The organism is Falsirhodobacter sp. 1013 (assembly GCF_051195255.1).
In the GTDB taxonomy this organism is placed as follows: domain Bacteria; phylum Pseudomonadota; class Alphaproteobacteria; order Rhodobacterales; family Rhodobacteraceae; genus Falsirhodobacter.
In genome coordinates this window covers 58,932-71,866 of the sequence record NZ_JBNJLK010000005.1, presented here as the reverse complement: position 1 = coordinate 71,866, position 12,935 = coordinate 58,932, and the positions used below count along the sequence as shown (strand labels likewise).

Sequence of the window (12,935 nt, the reverse complement as noted above, 5' to 3'; positions counted from 1 at the left end):
TGATTTCAATACCTTGCGCGAGCGGGGCGTTTACCTTTCGTTCAGTCTCCGGTTTGCACGCCCCCGGCCGGTGCCTGCCCGCGCTCCCGCTCGATCGCGCGCCACTTGACCACGTTGGCGTTGTGCTCCTCCAGCGTTTGGGCAAACACATGGCCGCCCGAACCGTCCGCCACGAAATACACATAGTCCGACTCCGCCGGATGCAGCGCCGCTTCGATGCTCAACCGCCCCGGATTGGCGATGGGCGTCGGCGGAAGCCCGTCGATGACATAGGTGTTGTAGGGGTTGCGCGCCCGCAATTCGCTGGCCCGCAGCCCGCGCCCCAGCACGCCTTCGCCCTTGGTCACGCCATAGATCACGGTCGGATCGGTCTGCAAACGCATCCCGTCCCGCAGCCGGTTCACGAAAACGCTCGCGACCATCGGCCGCTCGCTTGCGATCCCTGTTTCCTTTTCCACGATGGAGGCCATGACCAGCGCCTCCTCCGGCGTCTCGTACGGCAACCCCTCGTCACGACCCGCCCACAGATCCGCAAGGATCAGCGTCTGCCGCTCGGCCATCTCGGCCAGCAACTCGCCGCGCACCTGGCCGTCCTCGACCTCATAGCTGTCCGGTGCAAGGCTGCCCTCGGCGGGCACCTCCGCCACATCCCCCGTCAGGAAGTCCGCACGCTTCAAACTGTCGACCACGCGCCAGCTCGTCACACCTTCGGCCAAAGTCACACGCAGGCGCAGATCCTCGCCCTCCACATCGGCAAACGCTTCGGGCGCTTCCCCAGCGGCCGGATCGTATTTCGCGACCTCCTCGAACCGCCCCGTTGCCGGGTTCAGGTCGCGCAACACCATCTGGGCGTTCGCCACGCCGATCTGATAATTGATCTCGCGCCCGCAGGTCGATTGCCCGCCCGCCGTCACGATGTCCAGGATCTGCGGCATCGACGCGCGGGCCGGGATCAGATAGCTCCCGAACTTTTCCTTGCCGGCCTTCTCGGAATAATCCGCCCCGATCCGAAACACGTAGGTGTTCTCGATCGCCCCCTGCGCCGCCAGCGCATCCGCCACGGCCGCCGTGGAATCGCCCCGCTCCACGCGCAGGCAGATGGCCTGCGCCAGCGGACCGGGCTCAAAGAACGTCTGCCGCCCCCACCCAACCAGCCCCGCCACGAAAACCAGAATGACGATGAACAGCGTCAGCGCGTTGGAGGCGACGGATTTCCACATCAGTCGCGCACCCGCCCCAGAACGAGGCTTGCATTCGTTCCGCCAAACCCGAACGAGTTCGACAGCGCCACGTCGATCTTGCGCTTCACCGCCTTGTTCGGTGCCAGATCCAGCTTCGGCTCCACCGCCGGCGTATCAAGGTTGATGGTCGGCGGCGCGATCTGGTCACGGATGGCCAGCGCGCAGAAGATCGCCTCCACCGAACCCGCGGCCCCCAGAAGGTGGCCGATGGACGATTTCGTGCTGCTCATCGTGGCGTTCGCCGCATGATCGCCCAGCAGCCGCTCCACCGCGCCCAGTTCGATCGTGTCGGCCATGGTGCTCGTGCCATGCGCGTTGATGTAGTCGATCTGCGACGCGTCGATCCCCGCCCGCTTCAGCGCGGCGGTCATGGCCCGGTACCCGCCATCGCCATCCTCGGCCGGGGCGGTGATGTGATAGGCGTCGCCCGACATGCCATAGCCCAGCACCTCGGCATAGATCTTCGCGCCGCGCGCCTTCGCGTGCTCGTATTCCTCCAGCACGACGATCCCCGCGCCTTCGCCCATGACGAAACCGTCACGGTCGGCGTCATAGGGACGGCTGGCCTTCGACGGCTCGTCCGCACGTTTCGTCGACAAGGCCTTGCAGGCGTTGAAGCCCGCGATCCCGATCTCGCTGATCGGGCTTTCAGCCCCCCCTGCCACCATCACGTCCGCATCGCCGAAGGCGATCAATCGCGCGGCGTCGCCAATGGCATGCGCACCCGTCGAGCAGGCCGTCACGACCGCATGGTTCGGCCCCTTGAAGCCGAAACGGATCGACACCTGCCCGGACACGAGGTTGATCAGCGACCCCGGAATGAAGAACGGGGACACGCGTTTGGCACCCTTCTCCTTGATCAGGACGGCCGTCTCGGCAATCGTGGACAGCCCCCCGATCCCCGACCCGATCATCACGCCCGTGCGCTCCCGGCCTTCCTCGTCCTCGGGCTCCCAACCCGCGTCCTTCACGGCCTGCACCGCCGCCGCCATTCCATAGATGATGAAGTCGTCGACCTTGCGCTGGTCCTTCGGCTCCATCCAGTCGTCCGGGTTGAAGGTCCCGTCTGTCCCGTCGCCGCGCGGAACTTCACAGGCATATTTCGTGACAACATTGACCGGATCGAAGCGGGTGATCGTGCCCGCTCCGGACTGCCCTTCCAGAAGACGCGTCCACGTCTCCTCGACGCCCGACGCAAGCGGCGTGACAAGACCAAGACCCGTGACGACAACACGACGCATGCAGAACTTCCTTCCGAAAACTTTCGCGCGTGATACACGCGCCGGCACAGCCCTGCAACATAAGCCACATGCGCTTGCGCGCCAGTGCGCAGAAACAGCCCTTGCGCGCAGGCCCCCGACCGCTAATTTCGCGCCATGGATCAGACGGCACGACTTTCCGACCGGCGGTGGCAGTTGCGCGACGCAACGGCCGCGGCCCATCACGCACTGGACACGACCGTGGGCGGCTTCGACACCCGCGAAAGCTATCTGTCCTATCTTCGGTCGAACTACCGCTTCCGGGCGGCCGTGGAACCCGGTCTGACGGGCGTAGACCACGGCCACTGGCACCCGCGCCGCCTGCTGGACGACCTTCGCCGCGACATGGCCGACCTCGGCCTTCCCCTGCCCGAGGTGTCGGCCGCCCCCGCCTTGTCCGGCAGCGCCCTCATCGGCCGCCTTTACGTGCTGGAAGGGGCGGCCCTCGGCAGCCAGATCCTGCGAAAGCGCGCGTTGTCCCTCGGCTTCGACGCCACGTTTGGCGCGCGCCATCTGTCGGGGAACGTCGCCAACTGGACGGCCTTCCTGCCCCTCCTCGACAGTGCCACCCCCTTCGACGCAGATCAGGCGGCCCATGGCGCCACCCTCACGTTTGATCTCGCCCGCGACGCGTTCGCCAAGGAGCTGACATGAACGAACCCGTCACCCTCACCAATTGCGACCGCGAGCCGATCCACATCCCGGGCACCATCCAACCTCATGGCGCCCTTCTCGCCTTCGACCTGCAGATGCAGCGGTTGCAGCAGCATTCCGCCAACAGCGCCCAGCTTCTGGGCTGCGAAGGGGTGCGCAACGGCGAGACGCCGGCCCAGATCCTTGGCACGGCCGTCGCCGGCCGGCTTCAGGACGCGCTGACCCTGGCCGCCAACCAGACCCGCCCCGTCCTGATGTTCGATGTGGCGCTTCCGTCCGGCCGGCACGTGGACATGGCCCTCCACAGCAACGGCTTCGCCACCTTGGTGGAACTGGAATCCGCCTCCACCGCGAACCCGCCTTTGCAACTGGCCCGCCTGATGATGGACCGCATCGCCGCGTTCGAGGATATCGACACCCTCCTGGCCGAGGTGGCGCGCCTGATTCGCGCCCATCTCGGCTATGACCGGGTGATGGTCTACGAACTGGCCCGCAACGGCTCCGGCTGCGTCATCGCCGAGGAGAAGGCCCCCCATCTCGAATCCTTTCTGGGCCAGCACTTCCCCGCCGCTGACATTCCGGCGCAGGCGCGGCGGCTCTACCTGACCAACACGATCCGCGTCATCTCCGACGTTTCGGCCGATCGCATTCCCATCACGCCCGAACGCTTCCTCGGCCAGCCGCTCGACCTGTCGCAGGCGCATCTGCGGTCGGTGTCGCCGATCCATTGCGAATACCTGCGCAACATGGGCGTCGGCGCCTCCATGTCGATCTCCATCATCGTGGACGGCGTTCTTTGGGGCCTGATCGCCTGCCACCACTACGCCCCCCACACCCTGACCATGGCCGTGCGCGTCGCGGCCGAGATGTTCGGAGAGTTCCTGTCCCTCCACCTCGGCGCCCTTTTGCGCAAGCGCAAGCTGGACCGGGCGACCCGGACACGGACGCAGATGCAGAAGCTGTCCCGCCTCGACGCCTCGCACGACGTCCAGCACCTGCTGGCCAAAGGAATCGAGGATCTGGCACGTCTGCTGGAATGCGACGGCGTCGTGGTGAAGATGAACGACCATCACACGACAACGGGAAGCGTCCCCGACCTCGCGGAGATCGACCGGATCCTGGCCCAGATCACCCCGCAAACGGAAAACGGCTTCTGGTTCACCGATTGCCTGGCCGATCACGTTCCGGGGGCGGAGCAGTTTCAATCGAAGGCGGCAGGCCTTCTGGCCATTCCCGTGTCGCAGATCCCCCGCGACTGGATCCTGTTCTTCCGTCAGGAACAGATCCGCACCCTGAACTGGGCCGGCAACCCCGAGAAGACCTATGAAACGGGCCCCCTGGGCGATCGGCTGACCCCGCGCCACAGCTTCGCCCTGTGGAAAGAGGAGGTGCACCGCCGTTCCCGCCCGTGGAGCGACGACGACCTCGAAACCGCTCGCGCCCTGCGCACCACGTTGGTGGAGATCGTCCTCCTCCACAACGAACTTCTGGCCGAGGAACGCGATCGCGCCGCCCTTCGCCAACGCGTCCTGAACGACGAGCTGAACCACCGCGTGAAAAACATCCTCGCGGTCATAAAATCCGTGATCGGTCATCCGGTGGAGGAAGGCCGCACGCTCGAATCCTACATCACCTCTCTCAAGGGGCGCATCCAAGCCTTGTCCTACGCCCATGACCAGGTGATGCGGGGCGATGGCGGCGGCTCGTTCTCGGCCCTCCTGCAGGCCGAACTCGCCCCCTATCGCGGCAGCTCGGTCATGCGCCTCGAAGGTCCCGAAGCCGTGCTCGACAGTCGCGGCTTTTCCGTCATGGCCCAGGTCCTGCACGAAATGGCGACCAACGCCGCCAAATACGGCGCCCTGTCCCGCCCCGGCGGCCGGCTGGAGGTGATCTGGTCCCGGTCCGACGACGGCGACTGCATTGTCCAATGGCGCGAAAGCGGTGGCCCTGCCGTCGTCACGCCCGGCCGCAGCGGCTTCGGCTCGCTGCTTCTGGAACGTTCCCTGCCCTTCGATCTGGGCGGCCGTTCATTTATAGATTATCGCCCCACAGGGGTGGAAGCCGAATTCGTGCTTCCCGCCCGTTTCGTCCGGTTTGAGGAGACTGCCATGCCATCCACCCCCGCCACCGCCCGCGTGGCCACCCCCACCGTGCCCGAAGACGCGCATGTGCTGCTTCTGGAAGACCAGCTCCTGATCGCCATGGATGTGGAGGCGATGCTGGAGGAAGCGGGCTTTAAGCGCATCTCCCTTGCCCGCAACGTCGCGCAGGCGCTGGAGCTGGTGGAAACCGGCGGCATCGAACTGGCGATGCTGGACGTGAACCTCGGCTCCGAAACCTCCGTCGCCGTGGCCGAGGCGCTGCGGGGGCGCGGAACGCCCTTCGTCTTCGCCACGGGCTACGACGAAACCTCCGCCCTGCCGGAAACGATGCGCACCGTGCCGATCGTGCGCAAGCCCTACGACGCCGAGAACCTGATCGAGGCCTTGGCCACCGCCTTCCGCAAATGAAAAAGGCGCCCCGCGGGGCGCCTCTTCCTTTGGGTCGGGAAGGGTTTCAGGCCGCTTCCGAGATGAACTTCACGGCGTCGCCGAAGGTTTGGATCGTCTCGGCAGCGTCGTCCGGAATCTCGATGCCGAACTCTTCTTCGAAAGCCATCACCAGCTCGACGGTGTCGAGGCTGTCAGCGCCCAGATCGTCGATGAACGACGCGTTCTCGGTCACTTTTTCCTCTTCGACGCCCAGATGCTCGACGACGATCTTCTTCACGCGATCTGCGATGTCGCTCATGTCCATGTCCTCATTCGTTGCGGGAGCGGTCCCGTCCCAGTTGTCATTGCCCGAAAGGGCGGTTGTCCCGACAGCGCGACGGGGTGCCCCGGTGGCGTTGCCGCCCCCGTGGTCTCAAAGCGCGCTATAGCAAGGGTTATGTGGCAAGGCAAACGCTTTCAAGCGTTATTAAAGCATGGCCATGCCGCCGTTTACGTGCAGCGTCGAACCGGTCACATAGCCCGCCTCGGAACTGGACAGATACAGCACCGCGGCGGCGATCTCTGCAGGGTTTCCCATGCGTCCCGACGGGATCTGGGCCAGGATGCGGCCCTTCTGGTCGTCGTTCAGCTTGTCGGTCATCGCGGTCGCGATGAAGCCCGGCGCCACGCAGTTCACGGTGATCCCACGGCTCGCCACCTCCAATGCGAGGCTTTTCGACAGGCCCACCATCCCGGCCTTGGCGGCGGAATAGTTCACCTGCCCCGGATTGCCCGTCGCCCCCACGATGGAGGTGATGTTGACGATCCGCCCCCACCGCGCCTTCATCATCCCGCGCAGCACGCCCCGGCACAGCCGGAAGGTGGAGGTGAGGTTCACGTCAATCACCGACTGCCATTCTTCGTCCGACATCCGCATCGCCAGGTTGTCGCGCGTGATGCCCGCATTGTTCACCAGGATGTCGATCGAGCCCATGGCCTCCGCGGCCGCCTTCGGCAACGCTTCCACGGCGGCCGCGTCCGACAGGTTGCAGGTCACGACATGCGCCCGCTCCCCCAGCTCCGCCGCCAGTTCCGCCAGCGGCGCCTCGCGCGTGCCCGACAGCGCCACGACCGCGCCCGCCTTGTGCAACGCGCGCGCGATGTCGGCCCCGATGCCACCCGATGCGCCGGTCACCAGCGCGTTCTTGCCCGTCAGATCGAACATTGTCTGCTCCTTGTTATACGTTCAGCACGGCCTTGGCCGCCGCCACATCCTCGGGGGTGCCGACCGCGCGCGTTTCCGCGCCCTTCGCCGTCCGCTTGATCATCCCCGAAAGGGCCTTGCCCGCGCCGATCTCCCAGAACTGGGTGACGCCGGCGCCTTCCATGTACTGTACCGACTCGCGCCAGCGCACCGATCCGGTGATCTGCGCGATCAGCAGCGCGCGGATCCGGTCGGGCTCGGTCACCGCCTCGGCCCGGACGTTGACGACCACGGGCACCTTCGGCGCGCTGATCACCACGGCTGCGAGTTCATCCGACATGGCTGCGGCGGCAGGCTGCATCAGGTCGCAGTGGAACGGTGCCGACACGGGCAACAGCAGGGCGCGCTTCGCCCCGCGCGCCTTTGCGATCTCCATCGCCCGCTCCACCGCGGCGACATGACCGGACACGACCACCTGGCTGGGATCATTGTCATTGGCCGCCTGACAGACCTCGCCCTGCGCGGCCTCCTCGGCCACGGCCATCACCGTCTCGAAGTCCAGCCCCAGGATCGCGGCCATCGTGCCCACGCCCAGCGGCACGGCTTCCTGCATCGCCGCTCCCCGCGCCCGCAGCAGGCGCGCCGTGTCGGTCAGCGTCAGCGATCCCGCCGCGCACAGCGCCGAATATTCCCCCAACGAATGGCCGGCCACGAAATCCGCGGCCTCCACGGTGATTCCCTCGGCCTCCAGCGCGCGCATCGCGGCGATCGACGTCGCCATCAGCGCAGGCTGGGCGTTCAGCGTCAGGGTCAGGGTGTCGATGTCGCCATCCCAGATCAGGGCGGACAGTTTTTCCTGCAGCGCCTCGTCCACCTCCTCGAACACGGCCTTTGCCGCAGGATAGGCGTCGGCCAGGGCACGGCCCATGCCGATAGTCTGGGCACCCTGCCCGGGGAAGACGAACGCACGCATGATAAGGCTCCTTCGCGGTTTTGTCTGGGATAGCCCGCCGGGCCCCGAACCGCAACCAAAGCCCATCTTTCAACGAAAAAGGCCGCCCCGAAGGGCGGCCTCGGCTGCATCAGCAGCTGTAGTACATCTGGTACTCGATCGGGTGCGGCGTATGCTCGTAGGCGTACACTTCTTCCCACTTCAGCGCCATGTAGCCTTCCAGCTGGTCGCGCGTGAACACGTCGCCGGCCAGCAGGAACTCGTGGTCCTTCTCCAGCTCCTCCAGCGCCTCGCGCAGCGAGCCGCAGACGGTCGGGATCGAGGCCAGTTCTTCCGGCGGCAGATCGTAGAGGTCCTTGTCCGACGCCGGACCCGGATCGATCTTGTTCTTGATGCCGTCCAGGCCGGCCATCAGCAGCGCTGCAAAGCACAGGTAGGGGTTTGCCGAGGGGTCGGGGAAGCGGGCTTCCACACGTTTGGCTTTCGGCGATTCCGTCCACGGAATACGGACGCAGCCCGAACGGTTGCGGGCCGAATACGCGCGCAGAACCGGTGCCTCGAAGCCCGGGATCAGACGCTTGTAGCTGTTCGTCGACGGGTTGGTGATCGCGTTCAGCGCCTTGGCGTGCTTCAGGATGCCGCCGATGAAGAACAGCGCTTCCTGGCTCAGGTCGGCATACTTGTCACCGGCGAACAGCGGCTTGCCGTCCTTCCAGATCGACATGTTCACGTGCATCCCGGTGCCGTTGTCGCCCTTGATGGGTTTCGGCATGAACGTCACGGTCTTGCCATAGGCGTGCGCGACGTTGTGGATGACGTACTTGTACTTCTGGATGTTGTCGGCCTGCTCGACCAGACCGCCAAAGATCATGCCCAGCTCGTGCTGGCAGGACGCGACCTCGTGGTGGTGCTTGTCGACCTTGATGCCCATGCGCTTCATGGTGGACAGCATCTCGCCGCGCAGGTCCTGCGCGTCGTCGATCGGGTTGACCGGGAAATAGCCGCCCTTGACGCCCGGACGGTGGCCGGTGTTGCCGCCCTCGTACACGGTGTCGGTGTTCCAGGACGCGTCGATCGCGTCCACCTGGAACGACACCTTGTTCATCGTGACGGAATAGCGGACGTCGTCGAAGATGAAGAACTCGGCTTCCGGACCGCAATAGAACGCGTCGCCGATCCCCGAGGATTTCAGGTAGGCCTCGGCCTTCACGGCAGTGCCGCGCGGGTCGCGGTCATAGGGCTCGTTCGTGTCGGGCTCCACCACGTTGCAATGCACGCAAAGCGTCTTTTCCGCATAGAACGGGTCGATATAGGCCGAAGCCGGATCGATGATCAGCTTCATGTCCGACTGGTCGATCGACTTCCAGCCCGCGATGGACGAACCGTCGAACATGAAGCCTTCTTCGAAGAAGTCTTCATCGACCAGGTCGGCGACCAGCGTCACGTGCTGCAGCTTGCCCTTCGGATCGGTGAAGCGGATGTCGACATATTCGACCTCCTCGTCCTTCATCAGGCTCAGAACTTCTTGGACGTTCATCAGGTTTCTATCCCTCCGTGAAACTTGATAATGGATGGTCAGACCGCGTCGTCGCCGGTTTCACCGGTGCGGATGCGGATGGCCTGTTCAACCGGGCTGACGAAGATCTTGCCGTCGCCGATCTTTTCGGTGCGGGCGGCCTGGACGATGGCCTCGACCGCGGCATCGACCAGATCATCGGGAATGACGACCTCGATCTTCACCTTGGGCAGGAAGTCGACAACATATTCGGCGCCGCGATACAGTTCGGTGTGGCCCTTCTGGCGCCCGAACCCCTTCACTTCCGTGACGGAAAGCCCCTGGACACCGGCCGCCTGCAGCGCTTCCTTCACTTCATCCAGCTTGAAGGGCTTGATGATCGCCTCAACTTTCTTCATCGGCCGACTCTCCGCTCTCGTTTTCCGTCTCTGACCACTTTCGCAGCGCAGGGACAATTGTCGAGAGTGTAACGGCCGCCGAGAAGCTGGAAAACCTGACGGCACCGCACAATCATGCGGCGTCGCGCACAAAAAACATGCAGGATGTCAACATGGGCCACGAAACCCGGACCGCACTTTGCACTTCTGCCCAAATCAGAAGCATGGAAGCCGCCGCTTTCGCCTCAGGACAGGCAGAACCGGCGGACCTCATGGAACGCGCCGGTCATGCCGTGGTGGGGGCCATCCTGGCGCACTGGCCGGAATACGCCCTCACTCCACCTCGCACGCTGGTTCTCTGCGGTCCCGGAAACAACGGCGGCGACGGCTATGTCGTAGCCCGCCTTCTTCACGAACTCGGCTGGCCGGTAGGGGTTAGGCCCCTCGCACCCCCACGCACCGCCGAGGCGCAGGCCAAGCAGGCGCAGGTCACCAGCACCCCGGTCGACCAGCCCGAACTGGTCATCGACGCCCTTCTGGGCATCGGCCACCCCCGCCCGCTTCCGATCGAGTGTCCTTCCGCCCGCATCGTCGCGATCGACATCCCCACAGGCCTGGACACGGACACCGGCCACGCCGTCGTGCCAAGGATCAGGGCCGACCTGACCGTCACCTTCCACACAGCCAAGCCCGGCCATTACCTGGCCGAGGGGCCGGACCTCACCGGCCACCTTCATGTCGTCGACCTTGGCCTGCCCGTCACGGCCGATCTGCATCTGGGTCAACCCGACCTCGCCGCCCTGCGCAAATCCGGCGGCCACAAGTTCGACTATGGCCATGCGCTGGTGGTCTGCGGCCTGCCTGGTCATGGCGGCGCAGCACGGATGTCGGCGCGCGCCGCATTGCGGATCGGCGCAGGGTTGGTGACGCTGGCCCCGCCCGCCCCGGCCATTCCGGAACATGCCGCGGGGCTGGACGCGATCATGCTGCGCCCTGCGGACGATCCCCAGACGCTGGAGGGCATGCTTCACGACGAGCGGATCAACGCCCTCTGCCTCGGCCCCGGCCTGGGGGTGGAGCGTGCGAAGGCCCTCCTGCCCGCGGCCCTGCGGGCAAGGCGTTACACCGTGCTGGACGCCGACGCGCTGACCGCGTTGGCCGCCGACATGACGGACCTGCACCCGGATTGCGTCCTCACCCCCCACCTTGGCGAGTTTTCCCGCCTGTTTCCCGATCTCGCCCAAGCCCTGCAGACGGCCCCACCTGACGGGCCCATGTCCAAGCCGGAGGCCGTGCGCGCCGCGGCCCGTCGCGCCAACTGCACGGTGCTGCTGAAGGGACATGACACGGTCATCGCCGATCCGTCAGGCCGCACGGTGCTGGTCCACGCCTCTCACGACCGTTCGGCCCCGTGGCTGGCCACGGCCGGCGCCGGCGATGTTCTGGCGGGCATGATCACGGGCCTGCTGGCGCGCGGCTGGTTTCCGTTCGACGCCGCCGAAACCGGCGCTTGGCTGCACATCGAATGCGCGCGCCAGTTCGGACCTGGACTGATCGCCGAGGATCTTCCCAACCTCCTGCCAAAGGTCTTCCGCAAGCTGGGCATGTGACGCTTTTTGCTCTCGCATCCGCGCATGCGCTTTGCTAGAAGGCTGCGGACAGCGGGCCGCCCATCCGGGCGGCCTGACGGTTTGCGGGTGTGGCGAAATTGGTAGACGCACCAGATTTAGGTTCTGGCGCCGCAAGGCGTGGGGGTTCAAGTCCCTCCACCCGCACCACAAAAGGTTTGAGAAGGACGATCACATGCAGGTCACCGAGACCCTGAACGAAGGTCTGAAACGCAGCTACACGATCACCGTTCCGGCGGCCGACCTTGACGCCAAGGTGCAGGAAAAGCTGATCGAGGCGCAGCCCGAGATCGAGATGAAGGGCTTCCGCAAGGGCAAGGTCCCGATGGCCATGCTGAAAAAGCAGTTCGGCCCGCGCATCCTCGGCGATGCCATGCAGGACGCCATCGACGGCGCGATGAAGGATCACTTCGAAAAGACCGGCGACCGCCCCGCCCTGCAGCCCGACGTCAAGATGGTCGGCGGCGAGGAGTGGAAGGAAGGTCAGGACGTCGTGGTCGAAATGACCTACGAGGCCCTGCCGGAGATCCCGGACCTCGACACCTCCTCCGTCACGCTGGAGCGTCTGGTCGTGAAGGCCGATGATTCGGCCGTCGACGAAGCGCTGAAGAACCTGGCCTCCTCGGCCCAGACCTTCGCGGATCGCAAGAAAGGCTCCAAGGCCAAGGACGGCGACCAGATCGTGATCGACTTCAAGGGTTCGGTCGACGGCGAAGTGTTCGAAGGCGGCACCGCCGAGGACTATCCGCTCGTTCTCGGCTCGGGCTCGTTCATCCCGGGTTTTGAAGAGCAGTTGGTCGGTGCCAAGGCCGATGACGACGTCGAGGTGAAGGTCACCTTCCCCGAGAACTACGGCGCCTCGCACCTGGCCGGCAAGGAAGCCCTGTTCGAGTGCAAGGTGAAGGCCGTCAAGGCCCCGGCCGAAGCCGAACTGAACGACGAGCTGGCCAAGAAATACGGCGCGGAAGACCTGGCCGCCCTGAAGGCCCAGATCTCGGGCCGTCTGGAAGCGGAATACGCCGGTGCCTCGCGCGCCGTCATGAAGCGCGCCCTGCTGGACCAGCTGGACGGCATGGTCAGCTTCGACCTTCCCCCGTCGCTGGTCGAAGCCGAAGCCGGCCAGATCGCCCACCAGCTGTATCATGAAGAGCATCCGGACGATCACGACCACAACCACGGCAGCATCGAGCCGACGGACGAGCATCAGAAGCTGGCCGTCCGCCGCGTGCGTCTGGGCCTGCTGCTGGCCGAGATCGGCCGCAAGGCCGACGTGCAGGTGACGGATCAGGAAATGACGCAAGCCGTCCTGAACCAGGCCCGCCAGTACCCCGGCCAGGAACGTGCCTTCTTCGAGTTCGTGCAGAAGAACCCGCAGATGCAGCAGCAGCTGCGCGCGCCGCTGTTCGAAGACAAGGTCGTCGATCACATCGTGTCCGGCGCAACCGTGACGGACAAGGAAGTCTCGAAAGAAGAGCTTCAGACCGCGATCGACGCGCTCGACGAGATCTGATTTCCTTCCGGATCGGATGCGGGAGCCGCCCTTCGGGGCGGCTCTTTTCTTTTGTGCCGTCGGCGGTTGCAGGCCGCGATTGTCCCAAAGCGGCCGTTCACGCCTTGACAGTGCGGGGGCCCA

11 protein-coding genes and 1 tRNA gene are annotated in these 12,935 nt (G+C 65.4%); 5 read left to right on the top strand and 7 right to left on the bottom strand.

Annotated features, from left to right (window positions below; all coding sequences use genetic code 11):
• Positions 1–41 precede the first annotated feature (41 nt).
• A complete protein-coding gene (gene mltG / locus ACSHZY_RS09675; RefSeq protein ID WP_435168553.1) occupies positions 42–1,220 on the bottom strand; it encodes an endolytic transglycosylase MltG in 1,179 nt (392 codons plus the stop codon).
• The gene (gene fabF, locus ACSHZY_RS09670) at positions 1,220–2,482 is read right to left on the bottom strand and encodes a beta-ketoacyl-ACP synthase II (RefSeq protein WP_435168551.1); all 1,263 of its coding nucleotides are present in this window, start codon (positions 2,480–2,482) and stop codon (positions 1,220–1,222) included. The genes mltG and fabF overlap by 1 nt, the downstream gene beginning before the upstream one ends.
• Positions 2,483–2,617: 135 nt before the next feature.
• Between fabF and ACSHZY_RS09665 the strand changes: the two genes are divergently transcribed.
• Positions 2,618–3,154, top strand: a complete 537-nt coding sequence (locus ACSHZY_RS09665; RefSeq protein WP_435168549.1) for a biliverdin-producing heme oxygenase — start codon at positions 2,618–2,620, stop codon at positions 3,152–3,154.
• Positions 3,151–5,664 carry an HWE histidine kinase domain-containing protein gene (locus tag ACSHZY_RS09660; protein WP_435168547.1) on the top strand — a complete coding sequence of 838 codons (2,514 nt, stop codon included), beginning with the start codon at positions 3,151–3,153 and terminating at the stop codon, positions 5,662–5,664. Before ACSHZY_RS09665 ends, ACSHZY_RS09660 begins: the two co-directional genes overlap by 4 nt.
• Positions 5,665–5,710: 46 nt before the next feature.
• On the opposite strand, the gene ACSHZY_RS09655 is transcribed toward ACSHZY_RS09660, so the two are convergent.
• The 5 genes from ACSHZY_RS09655 to ACSHZY_RS09635 all read right to left on the bottom strand — a co-directional run bounded on the left by ACSHZY_RS09655 (position 5,711) and on the right by ACSHZY_RS09635 (position 9,695).
• Positions 5,711–5,944 carry an acyl carrier protein gene (locus ACSHZY_RS09655; RefSeq protein ID WP_002719616.1) on the bottom strand — a complete coding sequence of 78 codons (234 nt, stop codon included), beginning with the start codon at positions 5,942–5,944 and terminating at the stop codon, positions 5,711–5,713.
• 168 nt (positions 5,945–6,112) lie between these two features.
• On the bottom strand, positions 6,113–6,850 hold the full coding sequence (fabG, locus tag ACSHZY_RS09650; protein WP_435168545.1) for a 3-oxoacyl-ACP reductase FabG: 738 nt from the start codon (positions 6,848–6,850) through the stop codon (positions 6,113–6,115).
• 13 nt (positions 6,851–6,863) lie between these two features.
• Complete coding sequence (fabD, locus tag ACSHZY_RS09645; protein WP_435168793.1) at positions 6,864–7,805, bottom strand: ACP S-malonyltransferase; 942 nt, start codon at positions 7,803–7,805, stop codon at positions 6,864–6,866.
• A 106-nt stretch (positions 7,806–7,911) separates the two neighbouring features.
• The gene (gene glnA / locus ACSHZY_RS09640; protein ID WP_435168543.1) at positions 7,912–9,318 is read right to left on the bottom strand and encodes a type I glutamate--ammonia ligase; all 1,407 of its coding nucleotides are present in this window, start codon (positions 9,316–9,318) and stop codon (positions 7,912–7,914) included.
• A gap of 38 nt (positions 9,319–9,356) precedes the next feature.
• Positions 9,357–9,695: a P-II family nitrogen regulator gene (locus ACSHZY_RS09635; RefSeq protein WP_435168790.1), complete on the bottom strand. Its 339-nt coding sequence runs from the start codon at positions 9,693–9,695 to the stop codon at positions 9,357–9,359.
• A gap of 251 nt (positions 9,696–9,946) precedes the next feature.
• On the opposite strand from ACSHZY_RS09635, the gene ACSHZY_RS09630 reads away from it, so the two are divergent.
• The 3 genes from ACSHZY_RS09630 to tig all read left to right on the top strand — a co-directional run bounded on the left by ACSHZY_RS09630 (position 9,947) and on the right by tig (position 12,812).
• Positions 9,947–11,284 (top strand): NAD(P)H-hydrate dehydratase, encoded by a 1,338-nt coding sequence (locus tag ACSHZY_RS09630; protein WP_435168540.1) that lies wholly within the window; start codon positions 9,947–9,949, stop codon positions 11,282–11,284.
• Positions 11,285–11,367: 83 nt separating this feature from the next.
• Positions 11,368–11,452: transfer RNA gene (locus tag ACSHZY_RS09625), tRNA-Leu, on the top strand.
• 25 nt (positions 11,453–11,477) lie between these two features.
• Complete coding sequence (tig, locus tag ACSHZY_RS09620) at positions 11,478–12,812, top strand: trigger factor (protein WP_435168538.1); 1,335 nt, start codon at positions 11,478–11,480, stop codon at positions 12,810–12,812.
• Positions 12,813–12,935: the final 123 nt, after the last annotated feature.

Excerpts from the sequence above, each read along its gene's own strand:
- mltG (WP_435168553.1), bottom strand. The coding sequence starts at position 1,220 with ATGTGGAAATCCGTCGCCTCCAACGCGCTGACGCTGTTCATCGTCATT.
- fabF (WP_435168551.1), bottom strand. The coding sequence starts at position 2,482 with ATGCGTCGTGTTGTCGTCACGGGTCTTGGTCTTGTCACGCCGCTTGCG.
- ACSHZY_RS09665 (WP_435168549.1), top strand. The coding sequence starts at position 2,618 with ATGGATCAGACGGCACGACTTTCCGACCGGCGGTGGCAGTTGCGCGAC.
- ACSHZY_RS09660 (WP_435168547.1), top strand. The coding sequence starts at position 3,151 with ATGAACGAACCCGTCACCCTCACCAATTGCGACCGCGAGCCGATCCAC.
- ACSHZY_RS09655 (WP_002719616.1), bottom strand. The coding sequence starts at position 5,944 with ATGAGCGACATCGCAGATCGCGTGAAGAAGATCGTCGTCGAGCATCTG.
- fabG (WP_435168545.1), bottom strand. The coding sequence starts at position 6,850 with ATGTTCGATCTGACGGGCAAGAACGCGCTGGTGACCGGCGCATCGGGT.
- glnA (WP_435168543.1), bottom strand. The coding sequence starts at position 9,318 with ATGAACGTCCAAGAAGTTCTGAGCCTGATGAAGGACGAGGAGGTCGAA.
- ACSHZY_RS09635 (WP_435168790.1), bottom strand. The coding sequence starts at position 9,695 with ATGAAGAAAGTTGAGGCGATCATCAAGCCCTTCAAGCTGGATGAAGTG.
- ACSHZY_RS09630 (WP_435168540.1), top strand. The coding sequence starts at position 9,947 with ATGGAACGCGCCGGTCATGCCGTGGTGGGGGCCATCCTGGCGCACTGG.
- tig (WP_435168538.1), top strand. The coding sequence starts at position 11,478 with ATGCAGGTCACCGAGACCCTGAACGAAGGTCTGAAACGCAGCTACACG.